This is a genomic window from Geodermatophilus sp. SYSU D00965 (assembly GCF_054050075.1).
Window position 1 is genome coordinate 188,918 of record NZ_JBJGYQ010000001.1, and the last position, 16,106, is coordinate 205,023.

The 16,106-nt window shown below is 73.2% G+C and carries 17 protein-coding genes; 6 read left to right on the forward strand and 11 right to left on the reverse strand.

What is annotated here, in order from left to right; genetic code table 11:
- Positions 1–84 precede the first annotated feature (84 nt).
- The 9 genes from ACI789_RS00915 to ACI789_RS00955 form a co-directional block, all read right to left on the reverse strand.
- Positions 85–285 carry a hypothetical protein gene (locus ACI789_RS00915; protein WP_457006259.1) on the reverse strand — a complete coding sequence of 67 codons (201 nt, stop codon included), beginning with the start codon at positions 283–285 and terminating at the stop codon, positions 85–87.
- Between the two features lie 39 nt (positions 286–324).
- Positions 325–684 (reverse strand): DUF6221 family protein, encoded by a 360-nt coding sequence (locus tag ACI789_RS00920; RefSeq protein ID WP_457006260.1) that lies wholly within the window; start codon positions 682–684, stop codon positions 325–327.
- A gap of 72 nt (positions 685–756) precedes the next feature.
- Positions 757–1,089 carry a hypothetical protein gene (locus ACI789_RS00925; RefSeq protein WP_457006261.1) on the reverse strand — a complete coding sequence of 111 codons (333 nt, stop codon included), beginning with the start codon at positions 1,087–1,089 and terminating at the stop codon, positions 757–759.
- Between the two features lie 120 nt (positions 1,090–1,209).
- Positions 1,210–3,363 carry an RNA polymerase recycling motor ATPase HelR gene (gene helR, locus ACI789_RS00930; RefSeq protein ID WP_457006262.1) on the reverse strand — a complete coding sequence of 718 codons (2,154 nt, stop codon included), beginning with the start codon at positions 3,361–3,363 and terminating at the stop codon, positions 1,210–1,212.
- A 146-nt stretch (positions 3,364–3,509) separates the two neighbouring features.
- Positions 3,510–4,574 carry a 3,4-dihydroxy-2-butanone-4-phosphate synthase gene (locus tag ACI789_RS00935; protein ID WP_457006263.1) on the reverse strand — a complete coding sequence of 355 codons (1,065 nt, stop codon included), beginning with the start codon at positions 4,572–4,574 and terminating at the stop codon, positions 3,510–3,512.
- 117 nt (positions 4,575–4,691) lie between these two features.
- On the reverse strand, positions 4,692–5,369 hold the full coding sequence (locus ACI789_RS00940; RefSeq protein ID WP_457006264.1) for a GntR family transcriptional regulator: 678 nt from the start codon (positions 5,367–5,369) through the stop codon (positions 4,692–4,694).
- A gap of 29 nt (positions 5,370–5,398) precedes the next feature.
- Positions 5,399–5,902, reverse strand: coding sequence for a flavin reductase family protein (locus ACI789_RS00945; RefSeq protein ID WP_457006265.1), 504 nt, complete (start codon positions 5,900–5,902; stop codon positions 5,399–5,401).
- 32 nt (positions 5,903–5,934) lie between these two features.
- Positions 5,935–6,366, reverse strand: a complete 432-nt coding sequence (locus tag ACI789_RS00950) for an ester cyclase (protein ID WP_457006266.1) — start codon at positions 6,364–6,366, stop codon at positions 5,935–5,937.
- 49 nt (positions 6,367–6,415) lie between these two features.
- The gene (locus ACI789_RS00955) at positions 6,416–8,110 is read right to left on the reverse strand and encodes a BCCT family transporter (RefSeq protein WP_457006267.1); all 1,695 of its coding nucleotides are present in this window, start codon (positions 8,108–8,110) and stop codon (positions 6,416–6,418) included.
- 292 nt (positions 8,111–8,402) lie between these two features.
- On the opposite strand from ACI789_RS00955, the gene ACI789_RS00960 reads away from it, so the two are divergent.
- Genes ACI789_RS00960 through ACI789_RS00985 form a run of 6 tightly spaced genes read left to right on the forward strand, consistent with a single transcriptional unit; the run spans position 8,403 to position 13,216 of the window.
- On the forward strand, positions 8,403–9,125 hold the full coding sequence (locus ACI789_RS00960; RefSeq protein ID WP_457006268.1) for an amino acid synthesis family protein: 723 nt from the start codon (positions 8,403–8,405) through the stop codon (positions 9,123–9,125).
- 1 nt (position 9,126) lies between these two features.
- Positions 9,127–9,678, forward strand: a complete 552-nt coding sequence (locus tag ACI789_RS00965; RefSeq protein ID WP_457006269.1) for an amino acid synthesis family protein — start codon at positions 9,127–9,129, stop codon at positions 9,676–9,678.
- A gap of 9 nt (positions 9,679–9,687) precedes the next feature.
- The gene (locus tag ACI789_RS00970) at positions 9,688–10,419 is read left to right on the forward strand and encodes an alpha/beta fold hydrolase (protein ID WP_457006270.1); all 732 of its coding nucleotides are present in this window, start codon (positions 9,688–9,690) and stop codon (positions 10,417–10,419) included.
- A complete protein-coding gene (locus ACI789_RS00975; RefSeq protein WP_457006271.1) occupies positions 10,412–11,899 on the forward strand; it encodes an aldehyde dehydrogenase in 1,488 nt (495 codons plus the stop codon). Before ACI789_RS00970 ends, ACI789_RS00975 begins: the two co-directional genes overlap by 8 nt.
- Positions 11,900–11,901: 2 nt before the next feature.
- Entirely contained in the window at positions 11,902–12,117 is a 216-nt protein-coding gene (locus ACI789_RS00980) for a 2-hydroxymuconate tautomerase (protein WP_457006272.1), read from the forward strand.
- A gap of 55 nt (positions 12,118–12,172) precedes the next feature.
- A complete protein-coding gene (locus ACI789_RS00985) occupies positions 12,173–13,216 on the forward strand; it encodes an LLM class flavin-dependent oxidoreductase (RefSeq protein WP_457006273.1) in 1,044 nt (347 codons plus the stop codon).
- A 52-nt stretch (positions 13,217–13,268) separates the two neighbouring features.
- Here ACI789_RS00985 and katG read toward each other — a convergent pair whose 3' ends face one another.
- Positions 13,269–15,476, reverse strand: coding sequence for a catalase/peroxidase HPI (gene katG / locus ACI789_RS00990; RefSeq protein ID WP_457006274.1), 2,208 nt, complete (start codon positions 15,474–15,476; stop codon positions 13,269–13,271).
- A gap of 111 nt (positions 15,477–15,587) precedes the next feature.
- Positions 15,588–16,016, reverse strand: coding sequence for a Fur family transcriptional regulator (locus ACI789_RS00995; RefSeq protein ID WP_457006275.1), 429 nt, complete (start codon positions 16,014–16,016; stop codon positions 15,588–15,590).
- Positions 16,017–16,106 lie beyond the last annotated feature (90 nt).

Genomic DNA, 16,106 nt, shown 5'->3' on the forward strand with positions numbered 1-16,106 from the left:
GGTGGACGTGGCGTGCCGGTGCGGCCCGCTCTGTCCCCGATCGATGCGGTTGGGAGGCCGGCGCCGGGGTCGGGGTCGGTGCCGCTACTCCGCCTCCACCGCGCGCGTCGTGAACGGCAGCACGAGCCGGGACGGGTCGAAGGCGTCGCGGTAGACCCCGTGCGTGACGGGCCGCCCCACGGGCAGGTTGGAGTTCGCCGTCCGCCGGACGTCAGGGCGCGACGGCACGCCGTACCCGCCGGTCTCCGGATCGGGTCCTCCGGCGAACGAGAAGTCGGAGTGCACGAAGTCCACGGTGGGGCCACCGGAGGGCGACGCCGGCCGTCACGGCCGCCACTCCTCGCGGTAGTCCGCGTGTCCGGCGTAGAGCGACGCCAGCAGGCGGAGCACCTGCAGGTCCACCCGGCCGTCCTCGGAGCCGCGGTGCGGAGAGCCCGGCACGGTGTCCGTGGCCCGCGGCGAGCAGAGCTCGACCAGCCGGCGCTTGACCTCGACGGCGGTCCGCACCCGGGCGGGGTCGGCCTGCGCCGCGGCGAACACCGCGCCGATGCCCTCCCGCACGCCGGCGTCGAGGTCGGCCGCGTCCGCGGTGCCGGTCGCCTTGGCCGACAGCCGGCCGAGGTCGTCCGCGGCGCGCTCCTCCTCGGCGATGCGGGCCAGGAGGAAGCCGACGAGGTCGCTCATGCGCTCATCCTGTCGACGTCATCGAGGTGGGGGCGATTCCTCCCGACAGTCGGGAGCCGGGTGTACGCCAGGTCACGTTCCGTCCGGGCCGGGTCCCGCGTCCTCGGGCCGCACTCCGGACGGCGGGGGGTCGGTGCGCTCGAGGCGCTGACGGATCGCCGCGACGTTGAGCGCGAGGTCCTCGAGTGCCTCGACGGCGCGCGTCGCGAGGGCGAAGGTGAGGTTCTCGCGCTGCTCCCCGGGGCTGGGCTCGCGGTGGCCCTGGAGGACCTCGGAGCGCTCGCGCGGACGACGCGTGGCCTCGGCCCACGGCTCGTCGTCGCCGCGCGGATCGCCGAAGAGCTCGCGCAGCATCCGCTGCGCCAGCTCGAGGAACTCACCCGGGTCGGGCCGGTTGGTCGCCATCCCTCGCCCCTCTCAGCTCGTGCGAGCACGCCGCGCGGACCGGCGGAGCGCCGTCCGCGACGGCGCGACCAAGGTACGACCGACCGGCCCCCCGGGGTAGCCGCTGACGTCGGGTCGACCTCAGGATCTCGTGAGGACGACCAGGCGCTGGGTCGCACGGGTCATCGCCACGTAGCGGTCGACGGCGCCCTCGATGCCGGTGCCGAACGCCTCCGGGTCCACGAGGACGACGAGGTCGAACTCCAGGCCCTTCGCCAGCGCCGGGGTCAGCGACCGGACGCGGGACGTCGCCGTGAACGTGGCGTCGCCGATGACACAGGCCGTCCCCTCGGCGTGCTCGGCGAGCCACGCGTCGAGGACCGAGCCGAGCTCCGAGGCGGACCCGTGCCGGACGGGGACGCCGCTGTGGCGGATGGAGGTCGGCACGTTCGCGTCCGGGAGGACGGCGCGGATGACCGGCTCGGCCTCCGCCATCACCTCCGCCGGCGTCCGGTAGTTGATCGTCAGCGACGCCACGTCGACCCGGTCCAGCCCCACCCGCGCGAGCCGCTCCTCCCACGACTCGGCGAAGCCGTGCCGGGCCTGGGCGCGGTCGCCGACGACGGTGAAGCTGCGGGACGGGCAGCGCAGCAGCAGCATCTGCCACTCCGCGTCGGTCAGCTCCTGCGCCTCGTCGACGACGACGTGCGCGAACGGCCCGGCCAGCCGGTCCGGCTCGGCGGCGGGCAGCGCGGCCTCGTCGACCAGGGCGTCGCGGAGGTCCTGGTGGCGCAGGCTGGTCATCAGCAGCAGCTCGGAGTCGTCGGCGGCGATCAGCTCGTCGATGACGTCGGCCATGCGCTCGCGCTCGGCGGCGACGACGACCTCCTGGCGGCGCCGGCGCCGGGACGCCTCCGGGTCGCCGAGCCGCTGCCGGGCGGCGTCCAGCAGCGGCAGGTCCGACACCGTCCACGCGGAGGCATCGGCGCGCTGCAGCGCCCGGACGTCGTCGGGACCCAGCCACGGCGCGCACCTGCGCAGGTACGCCGGCACCGACCACAGGTCGCCGACGACGTCGGTCGCCTCGAGCAGCGGCCACGCGCGGTGGAACGCCGCGACCAGCTCCCGGTCCTGCAGCAGCGTCTTGCGGAGCAGGTCGGCCGGGACGTCGTCCTCGTCGTGCGCGTCCACCACGATCGCGAGCAGGGCCTCCCACACCTGGTCGCGCGCCTCGTTGTGCGGGGTGCCGGGGTCGCGCGCGTCGAAGGCCTCGGCCCAGTCGTCGGCGCCCAGCCGGACGTCGGACCACGGGGTCGTCACGGTCATCGCCCTCGTGGGCGGCTCCTCGTGGAAGCGGACGGCCGCCTCCACCGCGTCGACCATGCGCGCGTCCGCCTTGAGCCGGGCCACCTCCGGATCGCGCTCGGCCCCGGCCGCGGCGCCCTCGGGGACGAGGTCGCGCAGGGTGCAGGTCTGCACGCCCTCCTCCCCGAGGCCGGGCAGGACGTCGGACACGTAGGCCAGGTACGGCTGGTGCGGGCCGACGAACAGCACCCCGCCGCGGGAGGAGCCGAGGCGGGGGTCGGCGTAGAGCAGGTACGCGGAGCGGTGCAGCGCGACGACGGTCTTGCCCGTCCCCGGGCCGCCGTCGACGACGAGAGCGCGCTGCGACCCCGCGCGGATGATCGCGTCCTGGTCGGCCTGGATGGTCCCGAGCACGTCGCGCATGCGGGGCGACCGGCTGCTGCCCAGGCTGGCGATGAACGCGGACTGGTCGTCGAGCGAGGCGGCGTGCCCCGCGAACCCGTCCGCGGCGAAGACCTCGTCCCAGTAGTCGGTGATCCGGCCGCGGGTCCACCGGTACCGGCGGCGGGCGGCCAGGCCCATCGGCCGGGCGTGGGTGGCGCCGAAGAACGGCTCGGCCGCCGGCGAGCGCCAGTCGACGAGCAGCCGACGGCCGGCGCTGTCGGTGAGGCCGACCCGGCCGACGTACACCGGCTCGGTGCCGTCGGCGGAGTCCATGCGGCCGAGGCACAGGTCCAGCCCGAAGCGGCGCAGGGTGCGCAGCCGGGCGGTCAGCCGGTGGACCTCCAGGTCCCGGTCCAGCGCCTCCTGCCCCGTGCCGCCGGGGGCGCGGCGCTCGGCGTCCAGGCGGTGGGACAGGTCGGCGATCGTCTGCGCGAGGCTGTCGGCGACGGCGGCGAAGAACGCCTCGTCGCCGGCGACGAGGGCGGGGTCGGCCTTGGCGGTGAGGTGGTCGGGGAGGTCGAAGGCGCTGGTGGTCAGCGGGGGCACGTCATCAGCTCCGATCCGGGCTCGTGCCTGTTTCCGCAGGTCACGGCCTCGGCCGGAGAGTGTGCGGCACGACCGGGGCCTTGCCGCAAGCCCCCGGGGGCGCTATACGTTGAGAGTGGCGGGGAGGGGAGCACCCCTCCGGCCGGTCACCCGGTGAACGCCACGCAGCCCTGATCGAGGCTCCCGCTCGTCGCCCGCGTGCTGCTGATCCCCAGGTCGCGCAGGATCGCGTCACCCACGTCCAGCCCGGCGACGTCCTGCCCGCCGCGGAGGTAGACCACGACGCCGCGGCCCTCCGCCGCGACGGCGGCCAGGGCGGACCGCAGGTGCTCGCCGCAACCACAGAGGGCGGAGCCGAGGGCGTCGCCGACCACGCACTCGCGGTGCACGTGCGCCAGCACGTCCGCGCCGTCCCCGACGTCGCCGTGCACCAGCGCCAGGTGCTCGGCCCCGTCCGCGCGGCCGCGGTAGCCGACGGCGGTGAACCGGCCGGCGGCCAGCGGCATCGTCGCGGACACGCCGCGCTCGACCAGCCCCTCGAAGCGCGCGCGGTAGGCGACCAGGTCGGCGACCGAGACCAGCCGCAGGCCGTGCTCCCGCCCGAAGCGCTCGAGGTCCGCGCCGCGGGCGAGCTCCCCGGGGTCGGTCGTGCTGACCAGCTCGCAGCGCCCGGCCGAGGGCCGCAGCCCCGCGAGGCCGGCCAGGTCGGCTGCCGCCTCCGCGCGTCCGCGGGAGCCGAGCACGCCGTCGGCGGCCACCCGGAGGGGGACGACGTGGCCGGGCCGCACCAGGTCCGACGGCACCGAGTCGGGAGCGGCGAGCAGCCGGATGGTGACCGCGCGGTCCGCGGCCGAGATGCCGGTGGTGGTCCCCTCGGCGGCGTCGACCGCCACGCACTGCGCCGCGCCGGGGCGGTCCCGGTCGGCGGCGACCATCAGGGGGAGGTCGAGCCGGTCGGCGTCGTCCTCGGGCACGGCGACGCAGACGAAGCCCGCGGTGTGCCGGACCACGAACGCCAGCAGCTCGGGGGTGGCGAGCTCCGCGGCGAAGACGAGGTCGCCGCGGCCGGCGTCGTCGACGAGGACGACCGGGCGCCCGGCGGCGACGTCGGACAGCGCCGCGCGCACCCGCTCGATCGGGTCGGCGCCGCCGGGGACGTGGGGAACCCTCGGCATCCGGTGCGGAGACCGGGGCGGCAGGACGGCGGTCATGTCTGTCCTCCAGGTGCTGCGCCGCGGGGGATCGCGGGCGCGTCGGGATGACCGCCGGATCGGGTGCGGACCCGGCGGGTGGGGTGGTTCGGCCCCGGCGTCAGGGGGCCGGGCGGCTCAGCGCAGGGTCGGCAGGCCGGCCAGCACTGCCTGCCGGCTGGCGCGCACGTGCTCGCGCATCACCCGCTCGGCGCTGTCGCCGTCCTTGGCGATGATCAGCTCGACCACCCGGTGGTGCTCCTGGTCGGACTGCGCGGGGCGGCCGGGCTGGCGCAGCGAGGTGGTGACCAGGCGGGAGTAGGCGAGCTGGTTCATCAGGGTCCGGTAGTGGGCCTCGAGCTTGGTGTTGTCCGAGCCGACGATGAGCAGGTCGTGGAACTCCTGCACCAGCTCGGCGTAGCGGGCCCGGTCGTCCCGGGCGACCGCGGCGTCGGCCTCGCGCAGGTTCTCCTCGAGGCGGTCGAGCTCGGGCACCCGGCCGCGCTGGGCCAGGAGCCGCGCCGCCGCCCCCTCGAGCAGTTCCTTCATCTCGAACAGCTCGGTGATCTCACGGCGGGACGGCGTGGTCACGAACGTCCCGACGCGGGGACGGATCTCGACCAGCCCCTCCGTCTGCAGCTGCTTGAGCGCCTCGCGGACGGGCGTGCGGCTGACCCCGAACTCCTCGGCGAGGGTCAGCTCGGAGAGGTTGACGTCGGCGGCGATCTCGCCGCTGATGATCCGCCGGCGCATCTCGGCGATGACCCGGCCCTGCCTGCTCAGGCCGGAGCCGGTCCCGTTCAGCCCGTGGGTCATGACGTCCCTTCCTCAGGCGTTCTGTCCGGTCATCCCAGCGGGCGCAGCGCTCCGCTGTCGAAGAACCCTCCCGCGGAGTACACCATCGGGTCACGTTCGCTGACCTGGGCGTCGACCACCCGGCAGATGAACACCGTGTGGGTGCTGGCCTGCAGCCGCTCGCGGATCTGCACCTCCATCTGCGCGCTGCTGCGGTCGAGGAACGGGCTGCCGAAGGGGCCCGGCCGCCAGTCGAGTCCGGCGAACTTGTCGGCCGACTTGGTGGCGAAGCGCTGCACGACGTCGAGCTGGTCGGTCGAGAGGATGTTGATCGCGAGGTGCTCGGCGCGGAACAGGCAGTCGTGCGTCGAGGAGGTGCGCTGGACGCAGACCATCACCGTCGGCGGCTCCAGCGAGATGCTGGCGAACGCGTTGACGGCCAGGCCCTTCGGGGCGTCGCCGTCCATCACGGTCACCACGGTGACGCCGGTCACGAAGCGCCGGTTCACCTGCTTCACCAGGTCGGGGCCCAGGGCGGTGGGGGTGCCGGTCATGGGGAGGTCTCCTTGCGTGGTCGCGGCGCCCATCAGGAGTCCTGCCCGACGCTGATGATGCCCAGCGCGGACAGCAGGGCGCGGGGGTCCCAGGTGACGAACTCCTCGACGACCCGGTCGCCGTCGAAGTGGGCGAAGGTCGCCCCGCTCACCTCGACCTGCCGGTGCGTCGGCGGCACACCGAGGAACGGGCGGTCGTGCCGGCCGGTGCTGTGCCAGCGCACCGCGGCGGTGTCCCCGTCGACGAGGATCTCGTCGATCGTGGTGGTCAGGTCGGGGAAGGCCGCGCGGGTGGCGGTGATGGACGCCTTGAACGCGGTGAGGTCCAGCCCCTCGTCGGCGGCGGAGGCGCGGCGGCGGTAGCCGGGGTGCAGCACCGCGTCCAGGGCGTCGACGTCCCCGTGGTCCCAGGCGGCGGCCCAGGCGTCCGCGATCAGCTTCCGGCGGGTGTCGTGGTCGGACACTGGTCGTCTCCTCTCGGGTGTGCCCTGCGTGGGGGAGTGGCGGGCCCGGTCAGTCCTCGGACCCGTCGTCCCGGGGCTCCGGAGCGGTCTCCGCCGGCCCGGTGACCGGGCGGGGGTGCGGGACGGCGCCCGGTGCGGCTGCCATGGCCGCCGCGGCCGCGCGCCGGTCGGCGGTGAGCTCCTTCCAGAAGGCCACCGCCAGGCCGGCGATGATCACCAGGAACGGCGCCGAGGTCACGATGACCGTGTTCTGCAGGGCGGTGAGGCCGCCGGAGAGCATCAGGACGATCGCGGTGACGCCGGTCAGGGTGCCCCAGAGGACGAGCACCGAGCGCCGCGGGTTCAGCGACCCGCCCGAGGTCATCATGCTGAGGACGTAGGTGTTCGCGTCGGCCCCGGAGACGAAGAACATCACCACGAGGATGATCGCGACGACCGAGGTGACCGTGGCGAGCGGGAAGTGGTCCAGCGTCGCGAAGAAGGCGCTGTTGATGTCCGCCGAGGTCTGCTCGGCGATGTTCCCGCCCTCGAACATGTCGACGTGGATGGCGGTGCCGCCGAAGACGGTGAACCAGGTGAAGAACACGACGCTCGGCACGACGAGCACGCCGGTGATGAAGCCCCGGATGGTGCGCCCGCGGGAGATCCGGGCGAGGAACACCCCGACGAAGGCCCCCCAGGAGACCCACCAGGCCATCATGAAGTAGGTCCACCACTGCATCCACTCCAGCCCGCCGAAGGCCGTGCCCTGCAGGCTCATGCGGAAGAAGTCGGACAGCCACTGGCCGACGGACTCGATGTAGAGGTTGGCGACGAAGACCGACGGGCCCACGACGAGGATGAAGACGAACAGGGCGATGGCCAGCCCCGCGCTGCCCTGGCTGAGGTACTTGATGCCCTTGGCGACGCCGGTCACGGCCGAGAGCGTGAAGACGGCGGTGACGGCCGCGATGATCAGGACCTGGGTCACGGAGTTGACCGGGACGCCGAACAGGGTGGCCAGGCCGTTGTTCACCTGGAGCGCGCCCAGCCCGAGGGACGTGGTCGTGCCGAACAGCGTGGCGAAGACGGCCAGGATGTCGATCGCCTTGCCGATCGGGCCGTTGACCCGGTCGCCGAGCAGCGGGACGAACAGCTGGCTGACCAGCGTCCGGCGGCCCTTGCGGTAGGTGCTGTAGGCGATCGCGAGGCCGAAGACCGCGAAGATGGCCCACGCCTGCAGGCCCCAGTCGAAGTAGGAGTACTGCATCGCCCGGATGGCGGCCTGCGGCGTGCCCGGCTCCGCGAGACCGTGCGGTGGCGAGGCGAAGTGCGAGATCGGCTCGGCGACGCCGTAGGAGATCAGCCCGATCCCCATGACCGCGCTGAGGATCATCGCGAACCACGACAGGGTCGAGAACTCGGGGCGGTCGGCGTCCTTGCCCAGCCGGATGTCGCCGGCGGGGCTGAAGGCCAGGAAGACCAGGAACACCAGGATCGCCAGCGTCACGACCAGGTAGGTCCACCCGAAGGTCGACGTCAGCCAGTTCAGGGACGACGTCGTCACCGCGGCCAGGTTGTCGGTGAAGACCACGCCCCACGCGACGAACACGGCGGAGATGGCCACCGAGGTCCAGAAGACCGAACCGAGCCGCCCGCGGTCGTCAGGGTCGGGTTGGGCGTCGACCGGCATCGTGGAGAGGTCCGGCTCCGGCGCGGGGGCGGACAGGTGCTGGGGCACGCGCTCCCCGAGGTGACTGGACATGGGGCTCCTTGGGTGCGGGAACGACGCCTCGTCAGCCGTCCCTGGTATGCCACGGAACGTTAGAGCCGTCACATCTTGCATGTCAATGGTGCGGATGGACGTCGGGTCGCCGGTGGCCGGCCGCGACGGGTGCGGTGACCGTCGCCAACGCCTTCGCCTATGCATAAGCGCAGTTCAACGCCCGTGTAGCGATCGTGTGCACGGCGCGTGTCGGTGCCGTTGCCGCTCTGTCACGACTGGGATTCGTGTTCACGCTTGACCCATGCCACAGCGGCGTCCTACCGTCTCTGGCATGCAAGAAGCCGTCAGCGGCGGGGTCGTCACCATCGGCCGCCCGCACCGCGAGCACCCCGGTCCCGGTACCCGCCCCTCCGTTCCTGCCCCACCCGCGGAGGCCGCCGAGGGCCGGACGGGCGACCTGGTCCGGGTCGGTGTCCGGAAGGTCGTGCTGTACCGCGAGACCGTCGTTTCCGAGAACGGCCGCGGGCCGGCCCGGCCGGCCGATCGCGCCACGGTCGCCGCCGTCCTCGCCAACCCGTGGGTGGGCACCGGCCCGGAGACCGACCTCTCCCGCGAGGTCGCCGCGATCGCCCCCGTGCTCGCCGCGGCGCTGACCGACCGGCTGATCGGGGCCCTGGGCGGAGCCGACCGGATCGAGGCGTTCGGCAAGGCCGCCGTGGTCGGGACCGCCGGGGAGATCGAGCACGCCGGCGCGCTCATCCACACGCCGTACTTCGGCAACCTGATGCGCGACTTCCTCGAGGGCGAGTCGATCATCTGCTTCGCCGACACTCGCGCCGACGCGGGGGAGGCGCTGGTCGTGCCCATGTGGCACAAGACCCACGCGGCGACCCGCAGCCACTACCAGACCGTTCCCGCCCGCGTCCCCGACGCCCCGCGAGCCGACGAGCTCGTCGTCATCGCGGCCGCCTCCACCGGTCCCCGCCCGCACGCCCGCATCGGGGACCGCGCCACCGACCCCGTCGTCACCGCCGAGAAGCTGGGAGTCCGCTGACATGAAGGTGCGCAAGATCGTGACCGTCGTCGAGGAGGTCTGCGCCGAGGGTGGCCGTCCGGTCACCCCCGCCGCGCGGGTCGCCGTCGTCGCCGCCGTGATCGAGAACCCCTGGGCCGGCCAGGGCTTCGTCGAGGACCTCCAGCCCGGCATCGAGCAGAACGCCTCTCCACTGGGTGCCCTGCTCGCGCCGCAGGTGCTCGAGGCCCTCGGCGCCCCTGCCGAGGCCTACGGCAAGGCCGCCGTCGTCGGGCTGGACGGGGAGATCGAGCACGGGTCCGCCCTGATCCACACGCTCAAGTTCGGGGACCACTTCCGCAAGGCGGCCGACGCCACCACCCTGCTGCCGGCCGTCGAGAAGCGCGGCCCCGCGGGCGTCGTCTTCGACATCCCGCTCAAGCACGTCACCGACGCCACCATCCGGTCGCACCACCAGACCGTCGAGGTCCGGATCGCCGACGCGCCGCACCCCGGCGAGCTGGTGATCGCCTTGGCTGCCGCCGCGCAGGGGCGGCCGCAGCAGCGCCTGGCCGCCCTGTCCACCGAGCAGTGAGCCCCGGTCATGCCCAAGCCCACGATGGTCCTGCTGCACGGTGTGGGTCTCGACTCCACCATGTGGGCGCCGGTCACGGCCCTGCTGCCGGACGACGTCGAGGTCCTGGCGCTGGACCTGCCGGGGCACGGCCGACGGCGACCGGCTCCGGACGGCGTCACGCTCGCTGACCTCGCCGAGGACGTCGCCGCGTCGGTGCCGCCCGGCGCGCACCTGGTCGGGTTCTCCCTGGGGGCGCTGGTCGCGCAGCACCTGGCCCGCCACCGGCCCGACCTCGTGGCGACCCTCACCTCGGTGAGCTCGGTGTGCCGGCGCACCGAGGCCGAGCGGTCCGCCGTCCTCGGCCGGCTGGCCACGGCTGCCGCGGACTTCCCGGCCAGCGTCGCGGCCTCGCTGCAGCGCTGGTACGCCGGGACCGGCGTGGACCCGGAGACGGTGCGCCGGACCGAGGCGACGCTGCTGGCCAACGACGTCGCGTCCTACCTGAACTGCTACCGGGTGTTCGCCACCGCCGACGCCGAGATCGCCCCCGAGCTGCCGCGGATCGCCGTCCCGGCGCTGGCGGTCACCGGGGAGTGCGACCCCGGCTCCACCCCGGAGATGACCTCCCGGCTGGCCGAGGCCATCCCGGACTGCCGGGCCGTGGTCGTCCCCGGCGCGCGGCACATGCTCCCGGTCGAGCGCCCGCAGGACCTGGTCACCTGTCTGACCACCTTCATCGGAGAGAGGGCTCATGTCTGACCTTCCGCAGTACGAGCACCACATCGGCGGCGAGTGGGTCGCGCCGTCCTCCGGCGAGTACTTCGAGAGCACCAACCCCGCCACCTGCCTGCCGCTCTACCGCGCGGCCCGGGGGGACGCGGCCGACGTGGACCGCGCGGTCCGGTCGGCGCGGGCGGCGTTCGAGGACCCGCGGTGGCGCGACCTCAGCCAGACCAGGCGGGGGCACCTGCTGCGCCGCCTCGGCGACCTGGTCGGCGAGCACGCCGACGAGCTGGCCCGCATGGAGACCGAGGACAACGGCAAGCTGCTGCGCGAGATGCGGGCGCAGCTGGCGACCCTGCCGGAGTACTACTGGTACTACGCCGGGCTGGCCGACAAGATCCAGGGCGACGTCATCCCGACCTCCGACCGGCGGGTGCTGAACTACACCACCCGCGAGCCGCTGGGCGTGGTCGGCGCGATCACCCCGTGGAACTCGCCGCTGACGCTGACGACGAGCAAGCTGGCGCCCGCGCTGTGCGCCGGGAACACCGTGGTGATCAAGCCGTCGGAGTACACCTCGGCCACCGTGCTCAGGCTCGCCGAGCTGGTCGTCGAGGCGGGGTTCCCGCCGGGCACGGTCAACGTGGTGACCGGCTTCGGCCCGGAGGCCGGCCAGGCCCTCGTCGACCACCGCGCCCTGGCCAAGATCTCGTTCACCGGGAGCACCGGCACCGGGGCGCGGATCGCCGCGAGCACTGCCTCCCGCTTCATCGGCTCCACCCTCGAACTGGGCGGGAAGTCGCCGAACATCGTCTTCGAGGACGCAGACGTCTCGAACGCGGCGATGGGGGTCGTGGCCGGCATCTTCGCCGCGGCCGGGCAGACCTGCATCGCCGGCAGCCGGGTGTTCGCGCACAAGGCGGTCTACGACGAACTGCTCGAGCGGGTCACCGAGCGGGCGCGCGGCATCCGGATCGGGGACCCGCTCGAGGACACCACCGAGCTCGGCCCGCTGGCCTTCGCCGACCAGCGCGACAAGGTCGCCGGGTACGTGGACCTGGGCCGCACCGAGGGTGCCCGCGTGCTGACCGGGGGACGGCCGACCGACGGCGGCCTCGGCGGCTACTTCTACGAGCCCACCGTGCTGGTCGACGTGGACAACTCCATGCGGGTGGTCCGCGAGGAGATCTTCGGCCCGGTGGCGGCGATCATGCCGTTCGAGACCGAGGACGACGTGGTCCGCCTGGCCAACGACACCGAGTACGGGCTGGCGGCCGGCATCTGGACGTCGAACCTGTCGCGGGCGCACCGGCTGGCGGCGCGCCTGGAGGCCGGGACCATCTGGGTCAACACCTACCGGGCCATGTCCCCGATGTCGCCGCGCCAGGGCTTCAAGAACAGCGGCGTGGGCGTCGAGCACGGCACCGAGACGATCCGGGAGTACACCCGGCTCAAGAGCGTCTGGATCAACACCAGCGAGGACCCGGTGGCCGACCCGTTCATCATGCGGAGCTGACCGTGCCGCTGATCGAGGTGACGCTCGGCGCCGGCCGGACCCCCGACCAGGTCCGTGCCCTCATCCACGAGGTGCACGAGGCCGTGGCGAGGACGGTCGGCGCCCGGTCGGAGCACATCCGGGTGATCGTCCGCGAGGTCCCGCGCGACCACTGGGCCACCGGGGACGTGACCCTCAGCGAGATGGACGCGGCTGCGCGATCCCAGCCGTCCCCGTGAGCCCGCGGACACACCGGCGCCGGAGCGCGCCCCCCACCAGAGACGAGGAGTCGACGTGAAGTTCTCTCTGTTCGTGCACATGGAGCGCTGGGACGACCAGGTCAGTCACCGGCAGCTGTTCGAGGACCTGACCGAGCTCACGCTCATGGCCGAGGCCGGTGGCTTCAGCACGGTGTGGATCGGCGAGCACCACTCGATGGAGTACACGATCTCGCCGAGCCCGATGCCGCAGCTGGCCTACCTGGCCGCGCGGACCTCCACCATCCGGCTGGGCGCGGGCACGATCATCGCCCCGTTCTGGAACCCCATCCGGGTCGCCGGCGAGTGCGCGCTGCTCGACGTGATCAGCAACGGCCGCATGGAGGTCGGGCTGGCCCGGGGCGCCTACCAGTTCGAGTTCGACCGGATGGCCGGCGGCATCCCGGCGTCCGGCGGGGGCGCGCACCTGCGCGAGCTCGTGCCGGCGGTCCAGCAGCTGTGGCAGGGCGACTACGCCCACGACGGGGAGATCTGGCAGTTCCCCACGTCGACGAGCGTGCCCAAGCCGGTGCAGCAGCCGATGCCGCCCATGTGGGTCGCCGCTCGCGACCCCGACTCGCACAACTTCGCCGTCCAGTCGGGGTGCAACGTCATGGTGACCCCGCTGATGAAGGGCGACGAGGAGGTCCTCGACCTGACGCGGAAGTTCGAGAAGGCCGTGGCCAACAACCCGGAGGTGCCCCGCCCGCAGCTGATGGTGCTGCGCCACACGCACGTCCACCCGGCCGACGAGCCCGACGGCTGGCGCCCGGCGGCCCAGGCGATCTCGCGCTTCTACCGGACCTTCGACGCCTGGTTCGGGAACAAGACCACGCCGGTCGACGGCTTCCTCGACCCCAGCCCCGAGGAGAAGTTCGCCGGGCGGCCGGAGTTCGAGCTGGAGTCCCTGCACCGGACGGCGATGATCGGGACCCCTGAGGAGGTCATCGAGCGGCTCCGGTACTACGAGGAGCTCGGCGTCGACGAGTTCAGCTTCTGGTGCGACAACAGCCTGCCCCACGAGGAGAAGCGGAAGTCCCTCGCGCTCTTCATCGAGCAGGTGGTCCCCGCCTTCGCGTGAGGCGCCTCCGGTGCCGGGGCCGGCCGACGAGCGGCCGGCCCCGGCACCGGGGTCAGCGCAGGTCGAACCGGTCGTTGTCCATGACCCGGACCCACGCGGTCACGAAGTCACGCACGAACTTCTCCTGCGCGTCGCTCTGCGCGTAGACCTCCGAGATGGCCCGCAGCTGCGAGTGCGCCCCGAGGACCAGGTCGACGGCCGTCGCCGTCCACCGGACCTCGCCGGTGGCGCGGTCGCGGCCCTCGTACACGTTCTCCTCCGCGCCCTGCTTCCACTCCGTGGAGACGTCGAGCAGGTTGACGAAGAAGTCGTTGGTCAGCGTCCCCGGCCGGTCGGTGAAGACCCCGTGCCGGTTGCCACCGTGGTTGGCGCCCAGCACGCGCAGGCCGCCGGTCAGGACCGTCGCCTCCGGCGCGGTCAGGTCCAGCATGTAGGCGCGGTCGAGCCACCGGACCTCCGGCGGCAGCTTCTCGCCGGGCCGCGCGTAGTTGCGGAACCCGTCGGCGGTCCGCTCGAGCACCCGGAACGAGTCCACGTCGGTCTGCTCCTGCGTGGCGTCGGTCCGTCCCGGCGAGAACGGCACCGAGACGGCGACCCCGGCGTCCGCCGCCGCCTTCTCCACGGCCGCCGAGCCGGCCAGGACGATCAGGTCGGCCAGCGAGATCCGGGTGTTGCCGCTCTGCGCGGAGTCGAACTCCTGCTGGACCCGCTCGAGGACCGGCAGGACCCGGGCCAGCAGGGCCGGGTCGTTGGCCTCCCAGTTCCGCTGCGGTTCCAGGCGGATCCGCGCCCCGTTGGCCCCGCCCCGCATGTCGGTGCTGCGGTAGCTCGCTGCCGACGACCACGCGACCGAGACCAGGTCGGAGACCGACAGGCCCGAGTCGAGGACCCTGGCCTTGAGGTCGGCGATCTCCGCCTCGCCGACCAGGTCGTGGTCGACGGCCGGGACCGGGTCCTGCCACAGCTGCGGCTCGGGCACCCACGGGCCGAGGTACCGGGAGATCGGTCCCATGTCGCGGTGCAGCAGCTTGTACCAGGCCCGCGCGAAGGCGTCGGCGAACTCGTCGGGGTTCTCCAGGAACCGCCGTCCGATCTGCTCGTAGACCGGGTCGAACCGCAGCGCGAGGTCCGTCGTCAGCATCGTCGGCCTGCGCGTCTCCTTCCCCGTCTCCGGGTCCGGGATGACGTTGCCGACGTTCGTGGCGACCCACTGCTTGGCGCCGGCCGGGCTCTCGGTGAGCTCCCACTCGTAGCCGAACAGGTTCGCGAGGAACCAGTTGCTCCAGCGGGTGGGGGTCTGGCTCCAGGTGACCTCGAGCCCGCTGGTGATGGTGTCCCGCCCCTTGCCGCTGCCGAAGCGGTTCTCCCACCCGAGGCCCTGGGCCTCCAGCGGCGCACCCTCCGGCTCGGGGCCGACGTACTCCTCGGCGGGGGCGGCGCCGTGGGTCTTGCCGAACGTGTGCCCGCCGGCGATGAGCGCGAAGGTCTCCTCGTCGTCCATCGCCATCCGGCCGAAGGTCTCGCGGATGTCCCGGGCGGCGGCCAGCGGGTCGGGGTTGCCGTTGGGCCCCTCCGGGTTGACGTAGATCAGGCCCATCTGCACGGCGCCGAGCGGTCCGGAGAGCTCCCGCTCACCGCTGTAGCGCTCGTCGCCGAGCCAGGTGTCCTCCGGGCCCCAGAAGACCTCCTCGGGCTCCCAGATGTCGGGCCGGCCGAAGCCGAAGCCGAAGGTCGTGAAGCCCATCGACTCCAGGGCGACGTTGCCGGCGAAGACCAGCAGGTCGGCCCAGGAGAGCTTCTGGCCGTACTTCTGCTTGATCGGCCACAGCAGGCGGCGGGCCTTGTCGAGGTTGGCGTTGTCCGGCCAGCTGTTGAGCGGGGCGAAGCGCTGCGCGCCCTGCCCGCCGCCGCCGCGGCCGTCCTCGATCCGGTAGGTGCCGGCGGCGTGCCAGCTCATCCGGATGAACAGCCCGCCGTAGTGGCCGTGGTCGGCCGGCCACCAGTCCTGCGAGTCGGTCATCAGCGCCACCAGGTCGCTCTTGAGCGCCTCGACGTCGAGGCCCTGGAAGGCCTGCTTGTAGTCGAAGCCGGCGTCGAGCGGGTTGGACCGGGACGAGTGGTGGTGCAGCACCGACAGGTCCAGCTGGTTGGGCCACCAGTCCCGGTTGGTCCTCGGCCGGTGTGCCGCCGGCTCGGGGGAGGGCATCCCCGGGTTCTCGCTCTCGCTCACGCTCGTGGTGCGGTTGCTCGGTTCGGTCACGTCGGGCCCTCCTCGTCCTCTGTTCTCCTCGGACTGCCGGTCGGCGGGACGGCGGGCGTCTCTCCGACCGCGATCAGGTGCGCCACCGGGCGGGGCGTCGAGGGGCGCCGATCACCCGGCAGCCGCAGCACAGGCGGGGCAGCGGCCCCACCAGATGACCTCGGCCTCGTCGATCTCGTAGCCCGCCCCGTCGGAGGCGGTCAGGCAGGGGCTGTCGCCGACGGCGCAGTCGACGTCGACGATCGCGCCGCACGACCGGCAGACCAGGTGGTGGTGGTTGTCCCCGACCCGGGCCTCGTAGCGGGCCACGGAGCCCATCGGCTGGATGCGCCGCACCAGCCCCGCGTCGGTCAGCGCGCCCAGGACGTCGTAGACCGCCTGGTGGGAGACCTCGCCCGAGCTCTGCCGCGCGAGGCCGATGAGCGTGTCGGTGTCGGCGTGCGGATGGGCGTGCACCGCGGCCAGCACCGCCATCCGGGGCCTGGTCACCCGCAGGGAGGCCCCGCGCAGCATGCGCTCGAAGTCCGAACTCGTCGGCACGAGAGGAGTCTTGCCGGTTCTCTGGAACAGCTCAAGCGAGTCGAGCGGACGATCTGGGGTCCGGTTCGCGCTCTCCCGCTCCGCGGTGCT